Annotated in this window: 26 protein-coding genes and 2 tRNA genes; 7 read left to right on the plus strand and 21 right to left on the minus strand. The window is 35.8% G+C overall.

The genetic code is table 11. From position 1 onward, the window contains the following. Nucleotides 1–104: 104 nt before the first annotated feature. Complete coding sequence (locus J7E44_RS14380) at nt 105–320, minus strand: hypothetical protein (protein WP_214831079.1); 216 nt, start codon at nt 318–320, stop codon at nt 105–107. Nucleotides 321–423: 103 nt separating this feature from the next. Continuing rightward, the gene (locus J7E44_RS14385) at nt 424–834 is read right to left on the minus strand and encodes a hypothetical protein (RefSeq protein WP_214831080.1); all 411 of its coding nucleotides are present in this window, start codon (nt 832–834) and stop codon (nt 424–426) included. Between the two features lie 345 nt (nt 835–1,179). On the opposite strand from J7E44_RS14385, the gene J7E44_RS24265 reads away from it, so the two are divergent. Continuing rightward, nucleotides 1,180–1,878: a hypothetical protein gene (locus tag J7E44_RS24265; protein WP_353050493.1), complete on the plus strand. Its 699-nt coding sequence runs from the start codon at nt 1,180–1,182 to the stop codon at nt 1,876–1,878. A 1,621-nt stretch (nt 1,879–3,499) separates the two neighbouring features. Here J7E44_RS24265 and J7E44_RS14400 read toward each other — a convergent pair. The 12 genes from J7E44_RS14400 to J7E44_RS14455 all read right to left on the minus strand — a co-directional run bounded on the left by J7E44_RS14400 (nt 3,500) and on the right by J7E44_RS14455 (nt 10,559). Next, a complete protein-coding gene (locus J7E44_RS14400) occupies nt 3,500–4,306 on the minus strand; it encodes a PRTRC system ThiF family protein (RefSeq protein WP_251040582.1) in 807 nt (268 codons plus the stop codon). Then, entirely contained in the window at nt 4,303–5,028 is a 726-nt protein-coding gene (locus J7E44_RS14405; RefSeq protein ID WP_214831081.1) for a prokaryotic E2 ligase family D protein, read from the minus strand. The genes J7E44_RS14400 and J7E44_RS14405 overlap by 4 nt, the downstream gene beginning before the upstream one ends. Then, the gene (locus J7E44_RS14410) at nt 5,012–6,196 is read right to left on the minus strand and encodes a hypothetical protein (protein WP_214831082.1); all 1,185 of its coding nucleotides are present in this window, start codon (nt 6,194–6,196) and stop codon (nt 5,012–5,014) included. Before J7E44_RS14410 ends, J7E44_RS14405 begins: the two co-directional genes overlap by 17 nt. A 17-nt stretch (nt 6,197–6,213) precedes the next feature. Then, nucleotides 6,214–6,432 carry a PRTRC system protein C gene (locus tag J7E44_RS14415; protein WP_214831083.1) on the minus strand — a complete coding sequence of 73 codons (219 nt, stop codon included), beginning with the start codon at nt 6,430–6,432 and terminating at the stop codon, nt 6,214–6,216. Between the two features lie 22 nt (nt 6,433–6,454). Beyond that, nucleotides 6,455–7,078 carry a PRTRC system protein E gene (locus J7E44_RS14420; RefSeq protein ID WP_214831084.1) on the minus strand — a complete coding sequence of 208 codons (624 nt, stop codon included), beginning with the start codon at nt 7,076–7,078 and terminating at the stop codon, nt 6,455–6,457. Then, nucleotides 7,065–7,457 carry a hypothetical protein gene (locus J7E44_RS14425; RefSeq protein WP_214831085.1) on the minus strand — a complete coding sequence of 131 codons (393 nt, stop codon included), beginning with the start codon at nt 7,455–7,457 and terminating at the stop codon, nt 7,065–7,067. The genes J7E44_RS14420 and J7E44_RS14425 overlap by 14 nt, the downstream gene beginning before the upstream one ends. Nucleotides 7,458–7,459: 2 nt before the next feature. After that, entirely contained in the window at nt 7,460–7,681 is a 222-nt protein-coding gene (locus tag J7E44_RS14430; protein WP_214831086.1) for a hypothetical protein, read from the minus strand. After that, on the minus strand, nt 7,678–8,295 hold the full coding sequence (locus J7E44_RS23960) for a hypothetical protein (RefSeq protein WP_251040583.1): 618 nt from the start codon (nt 8,293–8,295) through the stop codon (nt 7,678–7,680). Before J7E44_RS23960 ends, J7E44_RS14430 begins: the two co-directional genes overlap by 4 nt. A 4-nt stretch (nt 8,296–8,299) precedes the next feature. Next, entirely contained in the window at nt 8,300–8,716 is a 417-nt protein-coding gene (locus J7E44_RS14440) for a hypothetical protein (RefSeq protein WP_214831087.1), read from the minus strand. 13 nt (nt 8,717–8,729) lie between these two features. After that, complete coding sequence (locus tag J7E44_RS14445) at nt 8,730–8,978, minus strand: hypothetical protein (RefSeq protein WP_214831088.1); 249 nt, start codon at nt 8,976–8,978, stop codon at nt 8,730–8,732. Nucleotides 8,979–9,030: 52 nt separating this feature from the next. Continuing rightward, a complete protein-coding gene (locus tag J7E44_RS14450; protein ID WP_214831089.1) occupies nt 9,031–10,104 on the minus strand; it encodes a DUF932 domain-containing protein in 1,074 nt (357 codons plus the stop codon). Between the two features lie 65 nt (nt 10,105–10,169). Continuing rightward, nucleotides 10,170–10,559, minus strand: a complete 390-nt coding sequence (locus J7E44_RS14455; RefSeq protein WP_214831090.1) for a single-stranded DNA-binding protein — start codon at nt 10,557–10,559, stop codon at nt 10,170–10,172. 443 nt (nt 10,560–11,002) lie between these two features. Between J7E44_RS14455 and J7E44_RS14460 the strand changes: the two genes are divergently transcribed. The 3 genes from J7E44_RS14460 to J7E44_RS14470 all read left to right on the plus strand — a co-directional run bounded on the left by J7E44_RS14460 (nt 11,003) and on the right by J7E44_RS14470 (nt 13,520). Next, on the plus strand, nt 11,003–11,278 hold the full coding sequence (locus J7E44_RS14460; protein WP_214831091.1) for a helix-turn-helix domain-containing protein: 276 nt from the start codon (nt 11,003–11,005) through the stop codon (nt 11,276–11,278). Further along, the gene (locus J7E44_RS14465; RefSeq protein ID WP_214831092.1) at nt 11,268–11,567 is read left to right on the plus strand and encodes a hypothetical protein; all 300 of its coding nucleotides are present in this window, start codon (nt 11,268–11,270) and stop codon (nt 11,565–11,567) included. Before J7E44_RS14460 ends, J7E44_RS14465 begins: the two co-directional genes overlap by 11 nt. 417 nt (nt 11,568–11,984) lie before the next feature. Then, nucleotides 11,985–13,520 carry a SulP family inorganic anion transporter gene (locus J7E44_RS14470; RefSeq protein ID WP_214831093.1) on the plus strand — a complete coding sequence of 512 codons (1,536 nt, stop codon included), beginning with the start codon at nt 11,985–11,987 and terminating at the stop codon, nt 13,518–13,520. Nucleotides 13,521–13,658: 138 nt separating this feature from the next. Here the strand turns inward: J7E44_RS14470 and J7E44_RS14475 are convergent, their stop codons facing one another. From J7E44_RS14475 to J7E44_RS14500, 6 genes are all read right to left on the minus strand, one after another. Beyond that, complete coding sequence (locus J7E44_RS14475; RefSeq protein ID WP_214831094.1) at nt 13,659–14,876, minus strand: site-specific integrase; 1,218 nt, start codon at nt 14,874–14,876, stop codon at nt 13,659–13,661. 247 nt (nt 14,877–15,123) lie between these two features. After that, nucleotides 15,124–15,195, minus strand: a tRNA-Glu gene (locus J7E44_RS14480). 10 nt (nt 15,196–15,205) lie between these two features. Next, on the minus strand, nt 15,206–15,460 hold the full coding sequence (gene rpsT / locus J7E44_RS14485) for a 30S ribosomal protein S20 (protein ID WP_214831095.1): 255 nt from the start codon (nt 15,458–15,460) through the stop codon (nt 15,206–15,208). Between the two features lie 67 nt (nt 15,461–15,527). Next, entirely contained in the window at nt 15,528–15,848 is a 321-nt protein-coding gene (locus tag J7E44_RS14490) for a hypothetical protein (RefSeq protein WP_214831096.1), read from the minus strand. Between the two features lie 11 nt (nt 15,849–15,859). Beyond that, nucleotides 15,860–15,934, minus strand: a tRNA-Glu gene (locus J7E44_RS14495). 58 nt (nt 15,935–15,992) lie between these two features. Continuing rightward, a complete protein-coding gene (locus tag J7E44_RS14500) occupies nt 15,993–17,285 on the minus strand; it encodes an N-acetylmuramoyl-L-alanine amidase family protein (protein ID WP_214831097.1) in 1,293 nt (430 codons plus the stop codon). A gap of 54 nt (nt 17,286–17,339) precedes the next feature. Between J7E44_RS14500 and J7E44_RS14505 the strand changes: the two genes are divergently transcribed. From J7E44_RS14505 to J7E44_RS14515, 3 genes are read left to right on the plus strand one after another with little or no spacing between them, the layout of a single operon-like run. Beyond that, nucleotides 17,340–19,940 carry a putative LPS assembly protein LptD gene (locus J7E44_RS14505; protein WP_214831098.1) on the plus strand — a complete coding sequence of 867 codons (2,601 nt, stop codon included), beginning with the start codon at nt 17,340–17,342 and terminating at the stop codon, nt 19,938–19,940. Nucleotides 19,941–19,994: 54 nt separating this feature from the next. Then, entirely contained in the window at nt 19,995–20,375 is a 381-nt protein-coding gene (locus J7E44_RS14510; RefSeq protein ID WP_214831099.1) for a RidA family protein, read from the plus strand. Next, nucleotides 20,375–20,830: a hypothetical protein gene (locus tag J7E44_RS14515; RefSeq protein WP_214831100.1), complete on the plus strand. Its 456-nt coding sequence runs from the start codon at nt 20,375–20,377 to the stop codon at nt 20,828–20,830. Before J7E44_RS14510 ends, J7E44_RS14515 begins: the two co-directional genes overlap by 1 nt. Nucleotides 20,831–20,883: 53 nt before the next feature. Here the strand turns inward: J7E44_RS14515 and J7E44_RS14520 are convergent, their stop codons facing one another. Further along, entirely contained in the window at nt 20,884–22,419 is a 1,536-nt protein-coding gene (locus tag J7E44_RS14520; RefSeq protein WP_214831101.1) for a trypsin-like peptidase domain-containing protein, read from the minus strand. Nucleotides 22,420–22,631 lie beyond the last annotated feature (212 nt).

The raw sequence follows: 22,631 nt of genomic DNA on the forward strand, positions 1-22,631 counted from the left end.
TCAAACCCTTCTTAAAACCAGCACTACTTGCCTTTTATAGACTAAAAAAGCGGGCCTTTTGACCCCTGGTTGAAGTTTTTGTATATAAATTAAGATAGGGAAGATTAACTTAATTCCTCTGGATCTGCTATTATTTTACTATTTTCCATAAATATCCCAGAGCCCTTTCTTTCTTTCTTTCTTTCTTGTATTTGGCCAGCTATTGTGGGTGGCACAGGGTTATTTTGAGATCTATTGCGGTCTGCACCATGACTGAACGATGTGATGTATTTTAATGTGGCATTAGAAAGTTCAATCATAAAAGCCTCCCCAAAGTCCATCGCATTTTTGTCCGTCGGCTCGCCTATAATAGCACCGACCTTATATGTTTTATAATATCAGCAAGGGCCAGGGCTCTCGAAAATGTAAAGGAGCATTTTATCTCTAGGATAAAGAGTTGATAATATCTAAGTAATCCCTACTACTTAGACCTGAAACTTTTATTTTTATCCGTTTTGGAGAATCTTTTTCATTTGATCCCACCTCAATAATAAACATATCTGAAAATAATAACTGTACTCTTTTAAATGTTCTCAATCTATTAACAGGATATTCCACGACAGGGTATATTATACTCTTTTTTAACGGGTGATGATACTTTATTGAAAAAATGACACCATTATTTTCAAAGTAAAAGACCCTTAGCTTCATTAACCTGTATATAATAAATAGAGTTAATAGAAATGATAAAAAAACCAGGGGCCACCTGAGTTCCTCATTGATTAAAGATTTTAAAACATAGCCGGTTACAGCAAGAAAGACATTGAAAATCAATATCCCTACAAATGTCTTCATCTTTAAATAGACCTTGTCTTTATTAGTTACAATCACGAAATTTCAGTTTAAATTATATTTTTATACGGAGGTATTGCAAAATTAATGTATTATATTACTCGATTCTTAATTTTTTTCTATTATTAAAAAATATTAAATAATCACTATTTCCGGAATTGATTTATCGGGATAAATTCGTAAACAAAAGGGAGGTATTTTTAAACCCTCACTTTTTGATGGGTATTAACCAAATAGGAAATAGTAGTGAATTTTAAAAATGTTCATATCGGAAGTTTCATCAAGCAGAAATTTACAGAGTCAGAAATAGAGATTGACATCGTATGTAAATTCTTTAATTGTGCAGAGATGGAAATAACGGAAATGTATGAAGCAAAAAGTATTAATACAGAGTTATTACTAGGGTGGAGCAAATTATTGAGGCATGATTTTTTTCGGATTTATTCTCATCATTTAATATTATTTGCCCCTGCTCAGGATACAGATCCTAAAAAAGCTGTACAAAAAAAAAGAAATGCTAGCAGTCCTGAATTTCGAAAAAATATTTATACCGTAGAAATTATAGATTTTATATTAGAGACGGTATCCAAAGGGCATAAAAGCAGACAACAGGTTATTAACGAATACGGGATACCCAAGACGACACTCTATAAATGGATTGTGAAATATCAGCATCAGTATCAATGGACTGAGAATGAGCAGTATACTAGTGTTTCAATAGGCAAAAAAAGCTCCCCGGATTACAGGCTTATTTTATCAGATGTTCTAGAACAAAAGTTTCCGCATAAAAAAGAAACCTACAGATCAATTTTAGAGAAGGAGGAATTGTCCGCCCTTGATGTGATAAAGCTTAACCGTAAAATCTTCGAAGGAGATCAAGACCGTAGCCAGCAAAGTCAAAAACATCGATCTTATGACAAGTCTGCTATTCTAGAAATTCTAGATTACCAAAAGAGACATGGCTTAAATAATACTCATGTAGCAATTCACTTTAATCTGAGTAGAAATACTGTTGCTAAATGGAAAAAAATATTTTTGAAAGAATAAATGGCACTATCTTGTTTTTTACAAATGGAAATTGTTGTGCCGAATAACACTACATATTAAAGCAATTGCCGTAAATAAAAATATAAACTATTTCCCAAAGACTGATATATTTTCCTTCAATTGCAATAGTTTTTTTTTACCAAATGGCTTAAATCGAAATATTCTGTTTCTATGACATCATAAGAATAATCCCTCAGGAGAGTTTCTATTGATACTCTTGACGGTGGATGTTCGAACTTCTTCCACTGGGATGAAGAAAAAAAGCGTCCATTCTGATATAGGATATTCAATCTTTGTACTATTATTGATTAAGCCCGAAATTAATTTCGGGCTTAATTTTTAAATACTTGATGATTAAGTTGTTGTATACCACAACTTATTCTGAATGCATTTTTAATTAGAGGGAATCACGTAAAAAATGCTTTTTCATGGTTAATTGTTTTTAGAATTAGTTCAAAATTAATAAAAATATTTCATTATTAGAAGAATTAATTTATAAATAATCAAATATTCATACTATTATGCAATATTTTGTAAATTTGCTTTTTCGAAATAATTTTTTTATCATTTGTGTTTTTACCTCCCAATTATTGGGAGGTTTCTTTTTATTTAATAAATTCAATGAAATTTCCAAACTTTTAAAATACAACATAACTATGGAGCAACTTAAGAATCTGGAAGGAACAGAAATGGGACAAACTCAAGCACATGGATGAAATCCGCTACTAAAAAATTTTTACTCATTGAAAGTGATAAAATATCAAGGTTCTTTGTATTCCTTTTCAGAGGGACACATTATGTCAGTCGACCATTGAACTTAAAGCAGAGAAATACGGGACATTTCCAGGAAAATAAAAGTCAACTAAAATAGGAATAAAACCAATCACTAATGCGCTACCTTGAATTATATTTGGGCTACCTTATTCTATTAGGCTAATAAACTGACCCGTTTGATTAATGGTTAGATTAAGCCAAGTATAAGAAAGAACCAAAACCTAATTGTTCGATAGCTTTCTTTGCTTATGGTATAAAGGACCAAACAGCTAAGCCTGCTGGCCACTGTAATACCCCTGAAGATTATAGAATACTTCATATAAGTATTTCCGATAAGTAAAAGTATGATCACTAGAAATTCAATCTGAGGACCATCTTTTCGCCAAGATGAAATCATCTTCTTAGTATTAATGTAACTTAACCGTTTAAAATTAAAGTCTTAATGCCAATACAACTACTGTAAATGTTTTCATTATTTGCGGTTTATGTTTATTACTTATACTCTCCACAAAAGTAAATCCTCTCAAAGAAATATTCGTTGAACTAATTCAAGAAAATCAGTGGATCAGTGAAACCGGCAGGATAAATTGTTAAACAGTATCAGATCTAGTCAGTGATTCCCAATGTTCAGATATTGCACCCTTCTATGTGCAAAGAAATGAAGTTAATGCCAATATATACGGGGATATGTGGAATATCCCACGAAAAAAACTGCAACTGTATTCGCCAATCAGGCTGTGGTAGCAGCAGCGGTATCGACGAATGGTGTTGCACCGATTTTCCGCACAAAGACTTTCCCGACCTCAGGAGGGTGTGTCTTTGTGCCGACCACTATTTAGCAGCAAGGTTATACTTTGATCGGTTGACTACGAAAATCTTTTAGGTTTAAGAAAAACCCCCTGTTTTCGGTCATCCCATTTCGGAATAAGTTCCATAAAAGAGAAGATCCCATTTGTGCCAATGCCGAATTGATATATAAATCCTGTTTTTCCAATGCTTCAGCCAATGAACAGCTTGGCGTATCGTCTTCGGATTCAGATTTTTTTAGGAGTTCTCCAAATTCCTCGGTAACAAAAGGCAGATGGGCAACTGTTTCATATTTATTGGAATTGGGTTGCTTAATTTCCCCAATTGTTTGCAGGATAACCTGTCCTGTAAACTTTGCGTTACCGAAATCCATCCAATATTTTGAGGTGTTGCGGTACGCCCATTGATTATTAATCCCTTTCAAAATTTCTGCAATTTCAAAACGTGCGCTTACACTGTCTAGGCAGGAAATATAAATATTTGCCTGTGCATTTTCAGGGTGTTTACCTAAAGCATTTTTTTGAAATTTAATGCTTTCAGCTTTCCAGTTTGTGCCTGACCACCTGTTTGCACGGTTGATTAATGCAACAGATTTATATAAACCTTCTTCACTTTGTGCAAAACGTTGTCTGCCTAAATTAGCTTCCGTTATCCTATCATCATCCCACAACCTCACGGACAAACCAGCATGCCCCAATTCAATTAAACTATGATTCATTTCAAGCAAAGCGGTTAATACCTTTGAACCTGTTCCGCCTGCACCAATTAAATTGATTTCAATTGGATTAGTCGGATTCAGTAGGTAGTTATCTGTAAAGTGGACTCTTGTTTTTTGGGGTGTTATCATCGCAGTATATTTTTTAAGGTTTTGTTGGTTTTTACTAATACATCTTTAGGGAAAGGCTTATTGGTGTTGATTAACTTTTTCCAAGTACTTACAGCGTTTCCCTTTATGGGATTATGTCCGCCCATTAAGTGGCTGAAAAAAGAGTTAAAAAAATAGTTTTCCCAAGCGGTGGTAAATTCTTCTAGTGATGACGTTTTCTTAATCCTGACATCTACCGTTCCCATGCATACCACACCATCTGAATAAACGTTGAAAAATGGCGCGTGATAAAGCATTGTTTTTTCCGTAGGTCTGCTAACCGTTTTAAGCGCATACACAGAAAGTTTGTTGCGGTTCGCTACCCACAGCATAGGGGGAACATTAACTTTTCCATTTGGGACACCTAAATTTTCCACAAAAAACATATCCCTGCACTGCGCTTTGCTGTACCATATTACAATACCATTATGTATGGGGTCAATTTGTAAAATATGACTGCCAATAATACCATTTGATTTTAAAAAAGGCTTTTTATCATCGCTTTCTATTTTTAGCGATTTAGCTAAAACATTTGCTTCCCTGACCGTTAAGGGGTGGGCATTAATTAAATTACCGTGTTTATCCATATCGAATGATTCTACATAGCAATCGGGATGTGTTGATAATGTTTGATAAAAAATCAATGCCGATTTAGGATGATACAATGTTCCGAAGTTTTCTGTAAGGTCAGTGAAAGTGTTCATTTTTTTGTTTTTTATAGGTGTTAAGCGAATAAATCAATTCATCCAATAAATCAAACAGTCGATTTTCAAAATTCAGATTGTTGTCTGTCAATGGACTTCCGTCAAAACATTTGAAGATTGTGGGCTCATTAAGTTCGCTGTATTCGTTAAACTCATTGTTAATACATTCGGAAAGGCTTTCAGAGAGCCAACCGCTACTATCTGCCCAAAAGGAAATGTATTTTTCCATCGATACACATTCTTGCTCGTAATTGTCCTCGTCTTCGGCATTCATGTGTTTTGCATTTCTAAAAATGCTTTCGGCAGGATATAGCGTATAAAGTGAAAAGGCTTCTTTTGCTACTTTCAGGCAGTCGGTGTCAAATTCGTCACCCACTTTGAAATGATTTAAGCGGTGTTCAAATACCGCTAAATTTTTGCGGCTAAACATTTTTTGTTCCATTTGCTCACCTACCCATTCCGCCTGTTTGAGTTCGTCTTTGCAGTTTTGGTTGCCCTCCTGCTCATTATCTTGCTCTATCCAATCACCCATCATTTCGTACTGCCAAAATAAGTAACTGCCTTCCTGACGGTAGTACGGGATATCTGCTACATGATATAAATAACTGCAAACGGAGAGTAGTAAAAGAGCCGTTTTCCTTCTTCTTTTATCTTTAAGCATTGTAAAGAGTGGAAGTACGGGGATATAGTACAGGGTTAATCCTGTGTTGCAACATTCCTGTGTCATCAGAAAAGTTTTGTTCTTTTCCTGCACCAATTGTAAACTTTCCAGATTCTGAACTTTGTTTTTTAACTTGATTTTAGTGTCCCATATGGAAAGTGCTATATTGTAAGGATAAGAAAAATGCCCTGTTTCTATTCGTTCAATTCCGTAGTGTTTTGTAAGTTTGGAGAGGGATAGATAAAAATCCCTCTCCGCTTTAGCTGTTTTCATACAGGGTTGTACGGTTTCTGTTTCTTTCAGTCTTGGCAGGAATGAAGTCTTTAGAAAACCATTGGAAGCATGGCCATCGGTAACGATTTCCTTTTGTCTTTCCTGATTTCCTGCGCATCTTTTGTACGCCCCATCCAATGTGCAAATTCCTGAAGCTGTCGGTTCAACTGTCGGCTCTTTTTTTCCTCGGGTGTTTTTACTGTTCCCGATATGATATGTTGTTGCATGATTCATTTTTTTTGAATTTTTAGTTAACCTTTTGTTCCCATTACACTTTCAAAACTGTACTGCATAGTATCATTTTTAATCTGCGGTGCTGATATTTTCGCAGTTGTCAGTATAGGGTAGGTATTTGAATAGAAATTGAGTACAGTCTCAACAGTCCACTTTGGTTCAGGGTCGGTCAATTTGATTTCCTGACCTTTATCTTTGAGTATAAACACTCGCTCTAATTGCGTTGCTAATAGCATAGTTTGATTTTTATTTAATACTTTAATTCGTCTTCCTCCTCGTCTTCGTCGTCCACGTCCCCACTGCATAATTGGGGTAAAGTGCCTCTTTTTCGGGTTCGGGTTTTTCTTCCTGTGGTTCGGATGTGAAGTTAAAAAGGCTCGGTGCAAGGAACTTTTCAAGTTCTCCCATGCGCTTACGAATTGCTTCTGAATGCTCAGGAAAGTCACCGATTTTTGGTAACGCCGTCCATGATTCTTTGTATTTTCGTTCTTTTTCGAGGTCAGCAGACTTTGACATGGCTTCCTGAAATTTTTGGTCCTTTCTGTCTTTTTCCTTTTTCTCCTTATCGGTTTTTTCCTTTTCCATTGCTGATTGTTTTTTAGATTCCTCTAATTGTTTCATAAAGGACTCCATATTAACCATCAAGCCCGAAGCAGTACGGAGCGGGGTAGTTATATTTTCAAAAAAACCGTTATCAAGGTCTTCGGCTGTCCCCCTTAAATTAAGAGGGACTATTAAATGTTTGGCATTATCGCCACACGTTTCGTTTTGGAGCAATACCGATACTATCCAATTGCTTTCTGCGCCCTTTTTTATCGTGATTTGTAAGTCACCTTTGATATTCATTTGCGCTATCTGATTGAAAAAATTAGTCGATTCCATAATTGAGGATTATTTTTTTAGTAATTAAGTTGATAATACTTTCTTCGTTATGTCCTATGGCACGTAGACGTTTTTCATAACTTGCCATATTTTCAGTATACTCTGCTCTGCCTTCTTCTCCACGCAGAATAAGCAGGTGTGTATTCCAATCGGGAAAAGCATTTTCAATTATTTTGTTGAGCTTTTCAGCGTATTTTCTTTCCTGCTCCTGACTTTCTTTTGGAAAACCAATTTTAGCATACGTTGCCAGTACGTGCCAATAATGTCTTGAACTACATTTATCGGCTTTTCTGTGTGCTTTTACATATTCATTAAAAAGCCAGTTCGCAAATGCATTATTTTCGTCGTGTTCCATGTCAGTGGATTTTAGTGTGCCCATTTTCATTTTTTTTGATTTTTTAATAGTGGTCTGTTGCCAATACATTGATAATTTACTTTGTAACCATTGCTTTCGATGATACCCTCCAATAGATTTCTTGCGCTACTGGCATCCCAATCGTCACTTTTGGTCATTTCCAAATAGTGTAGTCTTTCAAACTCTTTTATCATTCTTGCAATGATAGAAAGTGCCCTGTATTCGGTTTTGTCTGCTAAATTGCTCATGTCAAATTTTTTGATTTTAACTTTAAGAGTTTTTCGTATAAATCTTTCCAATAGTTCTGTCGCTCCCCATCCGTTGGGATGGATGGAGTATGCTGTAGGTCTTTAAAATCCCTCGCTTGTCTTATTGCTTCTTTAAGGTTGGTTACTTCTAACTGTTTCCCGTTTAGATCGGTTACTTTCATCACTGTAGGTTTAATGTTAAAATGTTCTTCTAACCCGCTTTTTCTTGGGATAAATTTTTCAATAAGAAGCTTTGCTTTTCGATTGATGCGCTCAGCATACTGTTGTGCTTCCTTCTTGGTTCTGCATATTCCACTATTAACTTTCCAGGTTACTTTTGTTTTATGGACGAATGGCGGTGTATTGAATGCGTTGTAAGTTGTTCCCAAAATCTCAACATCACGTTTCACCTGTACTACCACTAGATAATTTACATTTTCACCTATTTCGCTATAGGAGGTAGATAAGAGCAGATTGTCCTTTTCATCAATAATTTGGAATTTTTCATAATCTGGGTCATGGAGTATGATTTTGAATAAATCATCTATGATGAATGTCCCATCAAGTAAAACCCGTTCCTCATATTTTTTGTACTTTATAATTCCGATTTTCATATTTTCAATTCTTATCTTTGTTGTCTGGCCTGATTAAGATCAATTTTGCTTCTCCAAAAAGTAGGTGTATTGCCTGACGCAATTTGTGGTTGCACTCCGGTTTTTCGGTATACTCAACAAGACAATAAATCGTAAACAATGCTTCATATCCGTCAAATAACTGGTCAGCAAACCAGCGGTGGTTTCTGTGTAGCCTGTTACCATATTTTTTTAAAAACTGATCTATGTTCGTAACCAACTGGAACCAAAAATTATGTGTTACCAATGTGGCTTTCCAGTTGTATCTGATTTTCTGTTCGTCTTTTAGAAAGTGCTGTATTTCCAGTTCCATAAAAAGAGTAATGTTGGGTAGCTCTTCGGGAAGTAAGTCAGCAAGGAATTTTCCTTTTTCAACGTTGTTCATTTTTTCTAAACTTTTCATTTCGTTGTTTTTGTTATAAATAAACTTTGAGTTTTTTCGATTCCATCAAGTTTGACGGGGTTAGCGGTTTCCATTGTTCAGCCATTTCACACAGGATGGCGTGGTAAATAATCTTGGCTGTCCTGTAGCTGTCTTCCTCTTCGGCTTCGTAATTCAAAACACCGCTATCTATGGCCTTCATAAATAATCTCGCGATTTCGGATTTGGGTGGATTTATATCCAATAGTTCTTTAAGCTTTTCTGTTAACTGCGCGTTGTTCATATCATGGGATTTTAAATGGCAACCACCTTGTCAGGCGGTTGCCTGTGGTTGGTTAATTAAGGTTGAAAATATCTTCCCCTTCTGTTGAGAAGGCTGTACACAGTTCAAAAGCTTTTTGTGCTTTGAGTTGCGCTGTTCCACCCATGACAATAGATTGTAATTTTGCTTCATCATCTTTGTAGGTACGGACGTTTTGATAATACCCTGTGACGGCGTTGTACGCCCCAAACAATGTCCCTTTGGTCGTCTCCATCTGTTGGCTATCGCTTATCATGGCGTATGCAAAGGCATCTTCTACGGTATTTTTGAAAACCGTTGAAATATCATCGTCATTGCCGTTTTGCAGGTGTTTCATGGTTTCATTGTTAGGGCATAATGCTAACTGAATGAGCTTTTTCACCTCCCTATCATTCACCTTCACTTTTGCCCATTGGTTAAAAATCCCCTCTAGTTCAATAGTCATTTTGTTTGCCAGTCCCATTACTTTATGAGCATCCTCCAAACGTTGTTTTGCTCCCGAAGTATGGCGGATACGAACCACATTGCTCATATTGCGCAGGGAAGCGTTAAGCGTATTCTGGCAGACTATTCTTATGGGTATAAAAGCGGCTGTAATACTTCCCTTACCATCGTGTGAGGTGGTCAGGAAAATGTACTTTTCTACGACATCGTCGCCATTTCCAATACGGATATAATCAGGTAGTTTGGCGGTAATAAAAATACGCTCCCCATTGCCCAATGCTCCTGCTGTCTCGTATAGAATACCGTCGCCACCCCCTACAATGGAATCAAAGAATGAGAAGGCTTCACGGTTCTGTACAATTTGGTAGTCTTTGCCCACTACACCGAGTACGGCATTGTTGTCGTTTCTGACATTGGCGAAATAGTTTGGAACATGGAGTTCACTGTCTGCAATCTCGATGCCCTGTGAAGTCTCTATAATGCCCGAACCTTTTGTAAAAAGTGGGGTTTTGATAACTTCATAATCTAAACCTGCGTGTTTGATTGCTTCTTCACTTGTTGGATAGTCTTCAACGATTTGCCCTAATCCGTGCCATGCTTTCTGCTGTACACTGAAAAATGAATAATTGCCTGTTCTGCTGTTGAAATTTAAGTTATGTGCCATGATGTTAAATGTTTATTGTTACAATTGATTTTAGAGAATATGTAAAGACTGTTGAGTCATTGCTATTAAAATGGGAGGTCATCTTCTTCCTTTTTTACAGACTTGCTGTCCTTTGCAGCAGTGTTAGCTTCTGCGGTTTGTGATTTCTTCCCACCTCCGTAGAATTTGATTTGTGAGGTATGGAAATTTAGCCCTGCGTGTGGTTCTCCGTCACTGCCTTGCCATGCTCTTGTATATACTCTGCCCGATAGTTCTACCAAAGTACCTTTGGTAAGTGCTTTTGCTACATTAGGACTAATCCAATAGGCGCAATCGAAGTAGGTTGTTTGCTCGATGCGTTCTCCCTGTTTGTTCTTGTAGCTGTCGTTTGTAGCTACTGAGAAATTCACGACTTGTTTGTCCTGCAACACGGTGCGTACCTCCGCATCACGTGTCAATCGTCCGATAATGTTCATAATCTTTGTTTTAAGGTTTTACATTCTTGTTATGCTTCCATTTCCCTTTTCCAGTGCCTTTTCCGAGAAGATTTTTTCAAAAGAAAAAACGGAAAAAAAGAAAGCAGACAATAACATCAGACAGTAGCTTATAGCAAGAAAAAAAATGATTTAATGGGGGTTCCTTTAGGGGGAAACCGTTCATTCATTTATTTTCTTGATGGGATAGTGTGCGGGGTGTCTTATGTAACTTGGCTGCCTTTTTGTCCGTTTCTTATGAAAAATTCTTCCATCCATTATTAAAAAACCTTTCCTAATTTTCAAATCAACGGCATAGAAAAGAAGATCAAGGATTAGCCAAAGACAGCCTTATAAAGCCAATAAATTCCTCTTTGTGATGAATGAGAGCCATAGGAACTATCTTACAGCGACAAATGAAAGTTTAACAGAAATAATAAAAGCAGATGGAAATAGACATCATTACACAGAAAGATCTCCAGGTTTTCAAGCAGGAATTGCTAAAGGAAATCAAAGATTTAATAGATGGCCGGGTTGGCAACACAGCGGAACGGGAATGGCTGAAGAGCGGTGATGTACGTAAGATGTTGAAAGTATCGCCCGGTACTCTCCAGAACCTGCGGATCAATGGAAGTCTTCCATATAGAAAGATCGGGGGCAGTATGTATTACCGCACGAAGGATATTGCTGAAATGATGGAACAGAAAGAGCATGACAACTAATTGGACTGAAAAAGCACAGGTTGTACTTAGTCATTTTTTTAAGAGACTAGCAGATGATGTCCGGATTCTGCCGATACATCTGGGATTAATAATGGCATTACTTTATTATCATAATGGTGAAGAATTTATAGATGATTTTCATGCGAGCCGGAGAAAGCTAATGAATTTTTCAGGAATACGATCTGTTAATACTTATCATAAGTATCTTTCCGAGCTAGTTAAGTATGGCTATATAGCCTACATTCCTTCATGGCATCCAAAAAAAGCAAGTCGTTTTAGGTTTATTTAGTTTACATTTTTATGAACACTAAAGTACCAACTCGTATTATTCTTTCAAAAAGTTCCAAAACGGGTCTGTCACGATTTAATTTTGCAAAGAGATCTTCCAATAAATAGGGTCATCAGAGGAGCCGATATCTACATATCAATAGACCTTGATACAAAATAAAAAGAAGCAAAACAGAAACTTAAAATTATATCTACTTGTACTTTTTAATTTAATTAAGTCTATTTTTTTATATTTGTAGTCTCTTATGAAATTATTCAGAATTACATCTTCCCAAATTACACCGCCTTAATTTAGTTTGGCCAATAATTTATTATATATCCAAAAAACCTTTTGGGTAATTTTTCTTATACTTTTCAAAATAGACTTTAAATAATTATTCCCATGGTGTTACTATGGGCTAAAATATAGATTATACATATGGAAAACACTTTCTTTAGTTTTCAATCATTACGAAATGTAAATATTAAAAATGAAATTTTAGCAGGATTAACTGTTGCCATGACCATGATTCCGGAATCATTATCGTTTGCGATTCTGGCAGGGCTTTCACCATTAACAGGGTTATATGCTGCCTTTTTAATGGGTATAGTAACAGCATTTCTGGGTGGTCGGCCCGGAATGGTATCCGGTGGTGCAGGTGCGACTGTGGTGGTACTGATTGCTTTGGCTTCTACTCATGGTGTCGAGTATCTTTTTGGTGCGGTAGTATTGGCAGGAATTCTACAATTGTTAGTTGGTGTTTTAAGGCTCGGAAAATTTGTGAGATTAATTCCACAACCCGTTATGTATGGCTTTTTGAATGGACTAGCAGTGATCATTTTTATGGCACAAGTAGCACAGTTTAAGATTGTAAAAAATGGAGTAAGCTCCTGGATGGAAGGATCTTCCTTTTTAATTATGGCTGGGTTGACACTTCTGACCATTGCCATCGTTTTTATTTTCCCTAAGATTACAAAGGCTGTTCCATCCTCACTAGTAGCAATCATTGTTGTTTTCGGTCTGGTTCACTTCTTAAACATAGATACCAAAAAAGTTATAGATATAGCATCTGTCAGCGGCTCTCTACCTTCTTTTCATATTCCAAATATTCCCTTTAATATAGAAGCCTTACAAATTATCTTTCCTTATGCAGCTATCATGGCGGGAGTTGGACTTATTGAGTCTTTGTTGACCTTAAATATGGTAGATGAGTTGACCAATACGAAAGGTAATTCCAATAAAGAGGCCTGCGCGCAGGGTGTTGCTAATATTACCAATGGTTTTTTCGGAGGAATGGGAGGATGTGCTATGGTTGCACAGACATTGGTAAATATAAGTGCTGGAGCACGAACCAGAATCTCGGCAATTATAGGAGCGCTGACTATTTTAATTATCATTCTCGCTGGAGGGCCAATCATTGAACAAATACCAATGGCAGCGTTGGTTGGCGTAATGATGATGGTAGCTATTGGAACGTTTGAATGGATATCTTTCCGTATCATCACTAAAATGCCTAAATCAGATATTTTCGTGGGCATGCTTGTAGCTGTAATCACAGTTTTACTACATAATCTAGCTTTAGCAGTACTGATTGGCGTTATTATATCAGCATTAGTTTTTGCCTGGGATAATGCGAAAAGAATCAGAGCAAAAAAATCAATTGATGAATCTGGTAATAAAGTGTATGAGATTTACGGGCCGCTTTTCTTTGGAAGTACAACCGCATTTGTCGACAAATTTGATGCAATGAATGATCCGGGTAAAATCATTATTGATTTCAAAGAATCTCGTGTAGCAGATATGTCAGCCATAGAAGCTCTAAAAAAAGTAATCGAAAAATACAAAACATATAATAAAGGTGTAGTTCTAAAACATTTAAGTTCCGACTGTATACAATTATTAGAGAATGCAAATGGATTTATCGAAGTGGATTTACATACCGATCCAACTTATAAAGTGATGCCGGGCAAATAATCAAAAAGCAGAATTCGCACATTATGCAGATTGGTATTTAGCTGGAAAATTCTTGATGCTAAATTTATTATATCATAAAAAAGCATCTTGACAGTTAATATCAAGATGCTTTTTGCGAAAGAGTAGGACTGGGGGAGGTTATTGCGATTGTAATTTTTGCTGTAAGATTTCCATATCAAAACCAACACGGGTGTCTAGGAGCTTAGCATAATGCTGAGTAGTTTTGATATTAATATGACCAAGCATTTTCGATACTGTTTCGATAGGGACATTATTTGAAAGGGTAACTGTAGTAGCAAAAGTATGACGGGCTTTATGAAAAGTAAGCTCTTTGGTAATCTCGCACAAGTCAGCTATTTCTTTGAGATAACTGTTCATTTTTTGATTGCTCAGTACAGGTAGGGCGAGTCCCTTTGCAACAGACGGTGGGTAGTCAGCATATTTCTCAATAATTTCCAGTGCGTTTGGCAGTAATGGTATATTCGAATTAATTTCTGTTTTTTCACGGCTTGTAAGTATCCATAATTTTGTGTCTACTCCCTTAGCAATGTCTGAAGTCCGTAATTGTTTAACATCGATGTAAGATAATCCGGTATAACAGCAAAAAACAAAGATATCCCGAACATGCTGTAACCGTGGAATCTTGAAATCTTTACACTCTATTCTTGCAAGCTCATCTCTAGTGAGGAATTCCTTTTCTTTAGCTCTTACTTTTGGTTTGTAGAGGATAAATGGATTTTCTTTGATCCAGCGGTGTGCTATACAAAGATTAATGATTTTGCGGAAATGCTTCATGTATTTTGCAGTTGTTATGGCAGAACAGCTTTTATCAGATCGTAGAAAAAATTCTAAACCTACAATAAAAGAATGGTCAATCTGCATGATATCAATATCCTTTGTTTTATACTGTTTTAAAATATATGTACTGATATGATTTGTTGTGGTTTTGTAGCCTTTTAAGGTATTAGATTTGAATTCTTTTCCTAATAGAGCTTCCATTTTTTTATTATGGTCCTCAAATTCCTGTATTAAATACCTCCGATCAATATCCTTTCCAAGAAATTTTAGCTTAAGCAATTCAGAGGTAACCTCAGAACCTTCTTTGGTCAATTGCAGATGAATATTTGCAACCTTACGGTCGAGCGCATCTAAATAGGTATTTAGTAATTTGCTTTCCTCTTTGGTTCCGTTCATTCTATTTGCTTTCGAATTCCATCTTACGGGCTCACATTCTTTTCCGGTGGATACTTCCTTAGGAATGCCATTTAGTGTGATTCGCAAATAAATTGGTTTAGGTCCACTTACATAATTTTTGGGTTTCTTCAAATAGAAGAGTAATGAATAATTTGTACTCATGATTTCACTAATTTAGGTTAATAAAGTTAGCCTAGCAGTGAAGGTAAATCAAGATGTATACGTTGTGTATGTGTTATAATTAGATGCTTACGTTATTCTCAGTGAGTATTTTACTTGGTAACATTGACTCACTGAATGACTCACTTTTTATTTGAGAAAAATTGAATATTTTGGTAACCCTATAAAGCAAAAAACCCTGCAAATCATATGATTTGCAGGGTTTTACATGTTTCGATTAGAAACCTAGTAGCCCGTAGGGGAGTCGAACCCCTCTTACCAGAATGAAAATCTGAGGTCCTAACCGATAGACGAACGGGCCAACTATCCGTTTACGCTAATTTATTAACGTGCTTAGTTAATTTACTTTTCAAGTTAGCAGCTTTGTTTTTGTGGATAATATTTTTCTTAGCTAATTTATCCAACAAAGAGATCACTTTAGGCAATTGCTCTGCAGCAGAAGCTTTGTCTTCTTCATTTCTCAATACCTTCATCGCTGATCTTGCAGTCTTGTGGTAGTATCTGTTACGAACTTTTCTAACTTCGTTTTGTCTAATTCTCTTTAATGCTGATTTATGATTTGCCATATCGTTCAAATGTGAGTGCAAAAGTAAAAACTTTTTTCTTATCTGCCAAATTTATTTTTAAAAAAAATCAATTTTCTTCAGATAGATATTTTCTCAGTTTGTCTATTGCTTGTTCTATTTTAAAATTTTCTTGTTCTTTATCTATTTTCTTGATAATATTTCCCAACATTATCATTGCATTGTTCCATTCTCCAGTAGTATTGGTGAAGGTTAGTCCATCTATGGTTACTTCAAAGGCTACCCTTTCTCCATACCTGTAAAGCCTGAAACTTATTTTCTCATCTCTGCCTATTATCCCATCTTCATTAACTTTCAAGTCGTAACTTTTTGGGTTAGAGTGGATTTTCTTAAAAAGCAATGTCGCTTCTTGAATTTTTAAATCCGGCATGATATCAAATTTGGTAGCCTATAGGGGAATCGAACCCCTGTTGCAAGAATGAAAATCTTGAGTCCTAACCACTAGACGAATAGGCCAAATTTTGAGGTTGCAAAAGTAATAATTTACTTCTTAACTTCAAAATTATTTTTTGTTCTATCTGTAAACCTTTTGTATGATAGTATTCTTAATTCCCTTTGATTCAAGGTCTTTCTGAAGTTTTACAGCATCCTCCAAAGTGTATACTTTTCCATAAGTATAGTAGAAAGTTCCGTTTTCTTTATTCCTTTCTACATCTTTTAGGGTTTGGAGAATAAACGAATTGCCATTCAATTTGTCACCAACATACAACTCGATGGTGTAATATCCGGTGCTTATTTTTTGGTTAGGCATAAATCCTACGGCAAATGCATTTTTAAATCCAGCATCTCTGGCTGTTTTAAGATTGATATCTTTTATAGATGCCATATTGGTTACCCCATAATAGTATTTATATTGGCCGTTGTCTTTTATTGGAAGAATATAGTTTAGCCCTTTTAAAGCAGGATCACCATCGTTATATTTGGTAGGTGAACTCATCAGCAGGATTCTGAAGTCATTTTTTAAAGCCACCTCTACAAGCTTTTCAGGCTCAGGCTTTTTAGTGGCCATAACAGAAGAGCCACCGGATTTTCTGTCAATTGCTTTCTTATAATCGATAATAGCCTGATAGATACTTTCTGCAATCTCATCCTGTCCTTTGTCAGATGCTAAATAATGACTTTCTTCTGCATGATTGATAAATCCGGTTTCAATAAGAACGGAAGGCATTGCATTCATACGAAGAACGTGTAAGTTTTTTTGGAAAACACCTCTTGAGAACCTTTTATCTTTATTTACAAAATTATCTTCTACCAAACCTCCAAATAGAAGACTGGATTCAAGATATTTGCTCTGCTGAAGCTTTAGTGCAATTAAAGATTCCGGTGAGCCGGCATCATAAGAACCAAAGGTCTGTCTATCTTTTTCATCCAGAAAAATCACATCATTTTCTCTTTTTGCCACTTCCAGATTGGTGTCATTTTGATCGGGTCCCTGAACATAGGTTTCTGTTCCATACGCCGAAGATCGCTGTGCAGAATTACAATGGACGGAAATAAAAAGATCAGCTTTGCTTCTGTTAGCAAGATTGGTTCTATCGGAAAGAGAAGGGTATTCGTCGAATTTACGGGTATAGATTACTTTAAAGTCTTTATTTTTTTCAAGCATCCTTCCTACTTTTAACACAACGGAAAGGGTTACATCTTTTTCTGCTAAAAGTCCAATATCGCTATAAGTTCTCTTCGCACCAGAATCACTTCCCCCATGTCCAGCGTCTAAAACGAGTGTGAATTTTTTTTGTGAAAAAAAGAAATTACTCGATAGTATGAGGAGAAATGATAAAATTATTTTAAATTTTTGTTTGTACATCTTACAGTTTTAAAAATTATACTAATTTTGAGCCTTAATTATATATAAGAAAAATTGGCCAAAACCGTCCTCAAAAATATATTACAAATTTTAATTATCCTAATTTTTAACAATTTTTTAGCACAGAAAACGCCTGAGAAATTGCCTAAAAATACGGTAATTAATGATACTATTTCCAAAAAGGATACCATTGTTGCAAAGAAAGAGTCATTAGATGATGTTCTTATGACAAAGGCGGATAATATCCGTAGAGATTTCCCAAAAAAAATGATATACCTGAACCAAAAGGCCCAGGTGAAATATCAGGATATGCAGATAGATGCAGATTATATCTCTATTGATGAACAAAAGAACCTAATTTATGCCCGAGGTAAACAGGATTCTTTGGGGAAGAAATTTATAGAACCTGTGATCACAACACAGGCAGGGAAAAAATATGAGACCGATCAGTTCAATTACAACTACAAAACAAAGCAAGCTATTGCATATAACGCAAGAACTGAGGAAAGTGAGGGGGTAATTATTGCTAATAAAACTAAAAAATATAATGATTCCGTCTTTGCTATGAGGCATGCCCTATATACTACGGATGAATATTTCCTGAAGAAAAAAGATACTGCAGCGGATTATCATTTATTGGCCTCTAATATTAAATTAATTAAAACCAAAGAGAAATCACAGATCATTACGGGACCTATACAAATGTATATAGAACAAGTGCCAACTCCACTTATTATGCCTTTTGCCATCTTACCTTTTTCCAGTAAAAGATCAGCAGGGATTTTAATACCGAGTTTTGGAGAACGACAGGATGTAGGGTTTTTCCTGAACGGGATCGGATACTATCAGCCGATAGGTGAGCATTTTGACATGAAGGTACTTGCAGATATCTACACAAAAGGAAGCTGGAATGTAAGACCTGAAATGAATTATACCAAGAAATACCGGTATTCTGGAAATTTCGCGGCAGATATTGGAACTACCATAAGGGGAATTAAAGGATTGGATGATTATTCCAGAAGCAGTACCTATAGAATTGCATGGAGACATACGCAGGACACAAAGGCAAATCCATTTCTTACATTTTCAGCCTCAGTGGATATTGTAAGCAACAAATTTTATAATAACACCATTAACAATAATTATATATTCAATCAGAATGTATTGAATACTCAACAAAATTCAACGGTATCGCTTACTAAAAGGTTTCTAAAGCTACCGGCAACTATTACCGGAACAGCATCATATTCCCAGAATTTTGCTACAGGTTTAGCGGATTTACGTTTACCTCAGATGAACGTAGCGATTAATCAGTTTTATTTATTCAAATCAAAAACAGGTGTAAGACAAGGTCTCTTAGAAAATATTACCGTAAATACAGGTTTGAATTTAACAAACTTTGTGACAACCAACGAAGGGGAGCTATTTACAAAGGCGATGTGGGATAAACTTCAGACAGGTCTTAAAAATAATATAACATTAGGAACCAATACAACGGTAGCCAAATATTTTACATTCAGTTTAGGAGCTACAATAGACAATGCATTAACTACAAAAACACTCACAAGATATTATGATCCTTTGAGTAATAACAGCAATAAAGTAGTTGATCAAATCAATAAAAAAATTGCGGGATATTCCACATTTTCAACCACTGCCAGTTTACAGACCACATTGTATGGAATGCTTAATTTCAAAAAAGGGGCTGCAATTGAAGCAATACGACATATGATGACTCCAAGTATTGGATTTACTTATTCACCGGATTTTGGATCGGCAGGCTTTGGATATTATAAGAATTATTATGATGCAAACGGAGCTTTAACTCCTTATTCGATTTTTGATAAAGGAATTGTCGGTTCACCTACCAGCGGAATGCAGGGATCTTTAGGTTTCAATATTGGGAATAATATCGAAATGAAGGTGAAGTCTAAGAAAGACTCTACAGGGGTAAAAAAAATAAAGATATTTGAATCCCTAAACCTTTCTGGAAGCTATAATTTTGCAGCTAAAGATCATCCATGGTCTATCTTTACAATTAACGGACAATCTTCGTTTTTTGAAAATAAATTGAGCGTGAATACGAGTTTGTCACTGGATCCATATAAAATTCTTTTTGCTCCGGGATCAGATACAGGGATCAGAACTGAACAGTTTGGAAGCTTTAGTGTACAGGGCTTTAATATTCAGGTATCCTATCCTTTAAGCAGTGAGATCTTTGGAGAAAAAACAGATTACGCGAAGAAATATCAGTCTAAGGGAGAAATAAGAAATGAAAATTATTATTTTGATGATGATCATTACGCTCATTTTGATCAGGCATGGACTTTAAATGTTAATGCAAATTATGCGTATTCCAGAAGTTTATCCCGCTTTGGTAATAAAATTGCTTCTGTAGGATTGGATGGAAGTCTTAAGCTTACTCCATTCTGGAATATAAATGGGAGTACCCACTATGATATGATCACTAAACAATTGGCATATACGAGAATAGGTTTCTCTAGAGATCAGCGAAGTTTTACAATCAATTTTAATTGGGTACCTTTTGGACAGTACAAAGTATATGACTTTTTCATTGGGATAAAAGCTAATATTTTAAGTGACGCCCTTAAATATAAGGACAGAAGTTTTACACAACCGAATGCACCTTTCTAATATGAGATTGACTTTTGAGAATAAATTTTATATTTGCACCCAAAATAAATTCTAATGAAAAAAATAATAAACACAGTTAATGCTCCTGCAGCAATCGGACCTTACTCGCAAGCAAACTTTGCAAACGGAGTTTTATATATATCAGGTCAGATTCCTGTAGATCCGGCATCTGGTAAATTGGTAGAAGGAATTGAAAAAGAAACACATCAGGTGATGAAAAACCTTGAGGCTATCCTTACGGAAGCTGGAATGACTTTTAAAAACGTTGTGAAGGCATCAATATTCCTTAAGAGTATGGATGATTTTGCAGTGATGAATGATATTTATGCATCATATCTGGATGCTGAAAGCTATCCGGCTCGTGAAACTGTACAGGTTTCTTGTCTGCCTAAGAATGTTGATATTGAAATTTCGATGATTGCACATCAGGATTAATGAGCTTTATAAGAAATACATTTGCGGTGTTGGTGGGGCTTACTATAGCCGGCCTTATTATTACTCTAGGTATAAGAGTTTTTCCGCAGTGGATTACTTTTGATGCTTTTGCTCCCTTTGAACATTGGCAAAGATTCCTTTACAGCATGAGAAACGATGATGCTTTTTTTGGATTCTTATTATTTATTTCAGGCTTGGGAACAACAATAGGCGGAGTGGCTACAGCAATTATTGTGAAGTATGCGAAAGTTGCTTACGCTATTCTAATAGGCTTTATAATGTTGTTTATTGCCATGCTGGATGTAATTGTATTTCCTTATCATCCTACATTCTATAAAATATCAATATTTCTAACCTTTTTTCCTTTTTCATGGATCGGAGGTAAAATTGTAGAAATAATTTATGAAAGGAATAGGAAAAAAAGAATCGCTGATAAAATGAATAAAACGAAATAAAAAAAACGCTGCATTTGCAGCGTTTTTTTATTAAAATTTTTAGGTAATATCCGTTAAGGCATTTTGAAACCTTTGGTATACATTCTTCCATATTCGTCTACAAATTTCACCTGGACATTTCCTTGGTATTTATTCAGAGCCTTTTCAACATCTTCTTGTGAATTGACAGGCTTACCATTTATTTCTATAATGATGTAATTGTCTACAATACCTATTTTAGCCATTTCACTTCCTTCAGACACATTTTTAGCGATTACACCACTATTTAATCCGTAGCTGGTTTTAAATGAATCACTCAATGGAGTGAACTCAGCACCGATTTTTTCTGTAACACTTAGGTCAGCCTTTGTTCTGGCAGAAGTTCCTCCATTCTGATCTTTTAAAGTAACAGTTGTCACGTTTTCTTTACCGTTTCTTGTATAGGTTACCTGAACTTTATCACCAGGACGCTTGCTTCCTACAGCCATTGAAAGATCTGCAAAATCAGTAATTGCTGTTTCATCAATTTTTGTGATAATATCACCATTCTTAATTCCTGCATTTTCAGCACCACTCTTGTCAGTAACCTCTGTAACATATACACCAGAGCCTACTTTAATGTTGGCTTTCTTCTGCTTATTATACATGGCAACCTGTTGGTCATCTGAAAGATCTAAAGAAGCAACTCCTAAGAATCCTCTCTGTACAATTCCAAACTTCTTAATGTCTTCAACAATTTTTCTTGCTAAGTTAGCTGGTATTGCAAATCCATAGCCTTGATAGTATCCTGTTGTAGACTGAATAGCAGAGTTGATACCGATAAGATCTCCATTTGCATTTACCAATGCCCCTCCTGAGTTTCCTGGATTAATAGCAGCATCGGTTTGAATAAAGCTTTCAATAGGATTACTTGCTTTCCCCTGAGATCCCAGAATACCAATTCCTCTGCCTTTTGCTGAAACAATACCTGCTGTAACCGTTGAGTTCAACCCAAGTGGATTTCCAACAGCAAGAACCCATTGTCCTACTTCAATATTATCAGAATTAGCAAAATTCAGATATGGCAATCCTTTCTCTTCAATTTTTAACAGGGAAATATCTGTATTAGGGTCAGTACCTACTAGTGTAGCGATGTAAGCCTTTTTATTGCTAAGTACAACTTCCAGTTTGTTAGCACCCGCTACTACGTGGTTATTAGAAATAATATAACCGTCTGGTGAGATGATAACCCCCGAACCCATTCCTGAAGGCATATTATCAGGAGCTTGCTGCTGTTGCTTCTGTCTTTGCTGTCCGCCACCTCTTCCTCCAAAAGGATCTCCGAAGAAAAAGTCAAACAAATCCTGTTCAGAAGCTCTGCTTGATGTTCTGCTCTGGTAATTTTTAATAGTAACTACTGCCGGGACTGTTGTCTTTGCTGCTTTTACGAAATCATCCCCTGTAGTACCGGTATTCATTCCTACGAACGAAGTATTGGCTGCAGAAGTAAAATAAGACTGGTCGCCGTTATTGGCTCCGTGGCCAAAATATTGTATTGTGCCAACGGTAGTAGCTCCTGAGATAACTCCTACTACGGCAAATGGTAATAGTTTTTTTAAAGTGCTCTTCATTGTATATCTTCTTTTATTTTATTAATTAATTTAGGTTTTAAGGTAAACAAATTTAATGCTAAATAGGTATGCAATTATCATGATGTGTTTCAGTTTTAACTAAAATTTAACAGCAATTGCAATAATTTATGTATTATACTATAATTCTTAAAATCCCAATTAACGAACCTTAAAAAATTATTAAAGACAATATGACATATAGATGGCAGTAT

It is taken from the genome of Chryseobacterium sp. ISL-6, assembly GCF_018613715.1.
In the GTDB taxonomy this organism is placed as follows: domain Bacteria; phylum Bacteroidota; class Bacteroidia; order Flavobacteriales; family Weeksellaceae; genus Chryseobacterium; species Chryseobacterium paludis.

Coding starts and splice junctions, on each gene's coding strand:
- rpsT (WP_214831095.1), bottom strand. CDS start 15,460: ATGGCAAATCATAAATCAGCATTAAAGAGAATTAGACAAAACGAAGTT.
- J7E44_RS14475 (WP_214831094.1), bottom strand. CDS start 14,876: ATGAGTACAAATTATTCATTACTCTTCTATTTGAAGAAACCCAAAAAT.
- J7E44_RS14515 (WP_214831100.1), top strand. CDS start 20,375: ATGAGCTTTATAAGAAATACATTTGCGGTGTTGGTGGGGCTTACTATA.
- J7E44_RS14400 (WP_251040582.1), bottom strand. CDS start 4,306: ATGATAACACCCCAAAAAACAAGAGTCCACTTTACAGATAACTACCTA.
- J7E44_RS14405 (WP_214831081.1), bottom strand. CDS start 5,028: ATGAACACTTTCACTGACCTTACAGAAAACTTCGGAACATTGTATCAT.
- J7E44_RS23960 (WP_251040583.1), bottom strand. CDS start 8,295: ATGAAAATCGGAATTATAAAGTACAAAAAATATGAGGAACGGGTTTTA.
- J7E44_RS14420 (WP_214831084.1), bottom strand. CDS start 7,078: ATGGAATCGACTAATTTTTTCAATCAGATAGCGCAAATGAATATCAAA.
- J7E44_RS14380 (WP_214831079.1), bottom strand. CDS start 320: ATGGACTTTGGGGAGGCTTTTATGATTGAACTTTCTAATGCCACATTA.
- J7E44_RS14440 (WP_214831087.1), bottom strand. CDS start 8,716: ATGAAAAGTTTAGAAAAAATGAACAACGTTGAAAAAGGAAAATTCCTT.
- J7E44_RS14470 (WP_214831093.1), top strand. CDS start 11,985: ATGGAAAACACTTTCTTTAGTTTTCAATCATTACGAAATGTAAATATT.
- J7E44_RS14500 (WP_214831097.1), bottom strand. CDS start 17,285: ATGTACAAACAAAAATTTAAAATAATTTTATCATTTCTCCTCATACTA.
- J7E44_RS14460 (WP_214831091.1), top strand. CDS start 11,003: ATGGAAATAGACATCATTACACAGAAAGATCTCCAGGTTTTCAAGCAG.
- J7E44_RS14385 (WP_214831080.1), bottom strand. CDS start 834: ATGAAGACATTTGTAGGGATATTGATTTTCAATGTCTTTCTTGCTGTA.
- J7E44_RS14520 (WP_214831101.1), bottom strand. CDS start 22,419: ATGAAGAGCACTTTAAAAAAACTATTACCATTTGCCGTAGTAGGAGTT.
- J7E44_RS14465 (WP_214831092.1), top strand. CDS start 11,268: ATGACAACTAATTGGACTGAAAAAGCACAGGTTGTACTTAGTCATTTT.
- J7E44_RS14510 (WP_214831099.1), top strand. CDS start 19,995: ATGAAAAAAATAATAAACACAGTTAATGCTCCTGCAGCAATCGGACCT.
- J7E44_RS14445 (WP_214831088.1), bottom strand. CDS start 8,978: ATGAACAACGCGCAGTTAACAGAAAAGCTTAAAGAACTATTGGATATA.
- J7E44_RS14455 (WP_214831090.1), bottom strand. CDS start 10,559: ATGAACATTATCGGACGATTGACACGTGATGCGGAGGTACGCACCGTG.
- J7E44_RS14425 (WP_214831085.1), bottom strand. CDS start 7,457: ATGGGCACACTAAAATCCACTGACATGGAACACGACGAAAATAATGCA.
- J7E44_RS14490 (WP_214831096.1), bottom strand. CDS start 15,848: ATGCCGGATTTAAAAATTCAAGAAGCGACATTGCTTTTTAAGAAAATC.
- J7E44_RS14450 (WP_214831089.1), bottom strand. CDS start 10,104: ATGGCACATAACTTAAATTTCAACAGCAGAACAGGCAATTATTCATTT.
- J7E44_RS14430 (WP_214831086.1), bottom strand. CDS start 7,681: ATGAGCAATTTAGCAGACAAAACCGAATACAGGGCACTTTCTATCATT.
- J7E44_RS24265 (WP_353050493.1), top strand. CDS start 1,180: ATGGAAATAACGGAAATGTATGAAGCAAAAAGTATTAATACAGAGTTA.
- J7E44_RS14415 (WP_214831083.1), bottom strand. CDS start 6,432: ATGCTATTAGCAACGCAATTAGAGCGAGTGTTTATACTCAAAGATAAA.
- J7E44_RS14410 (WP_214831082.1), bottom strand. CDS start 6,196: ATGAATCATGCAACAACATATCATATCGGGAACAGTAAAAACACCCGA.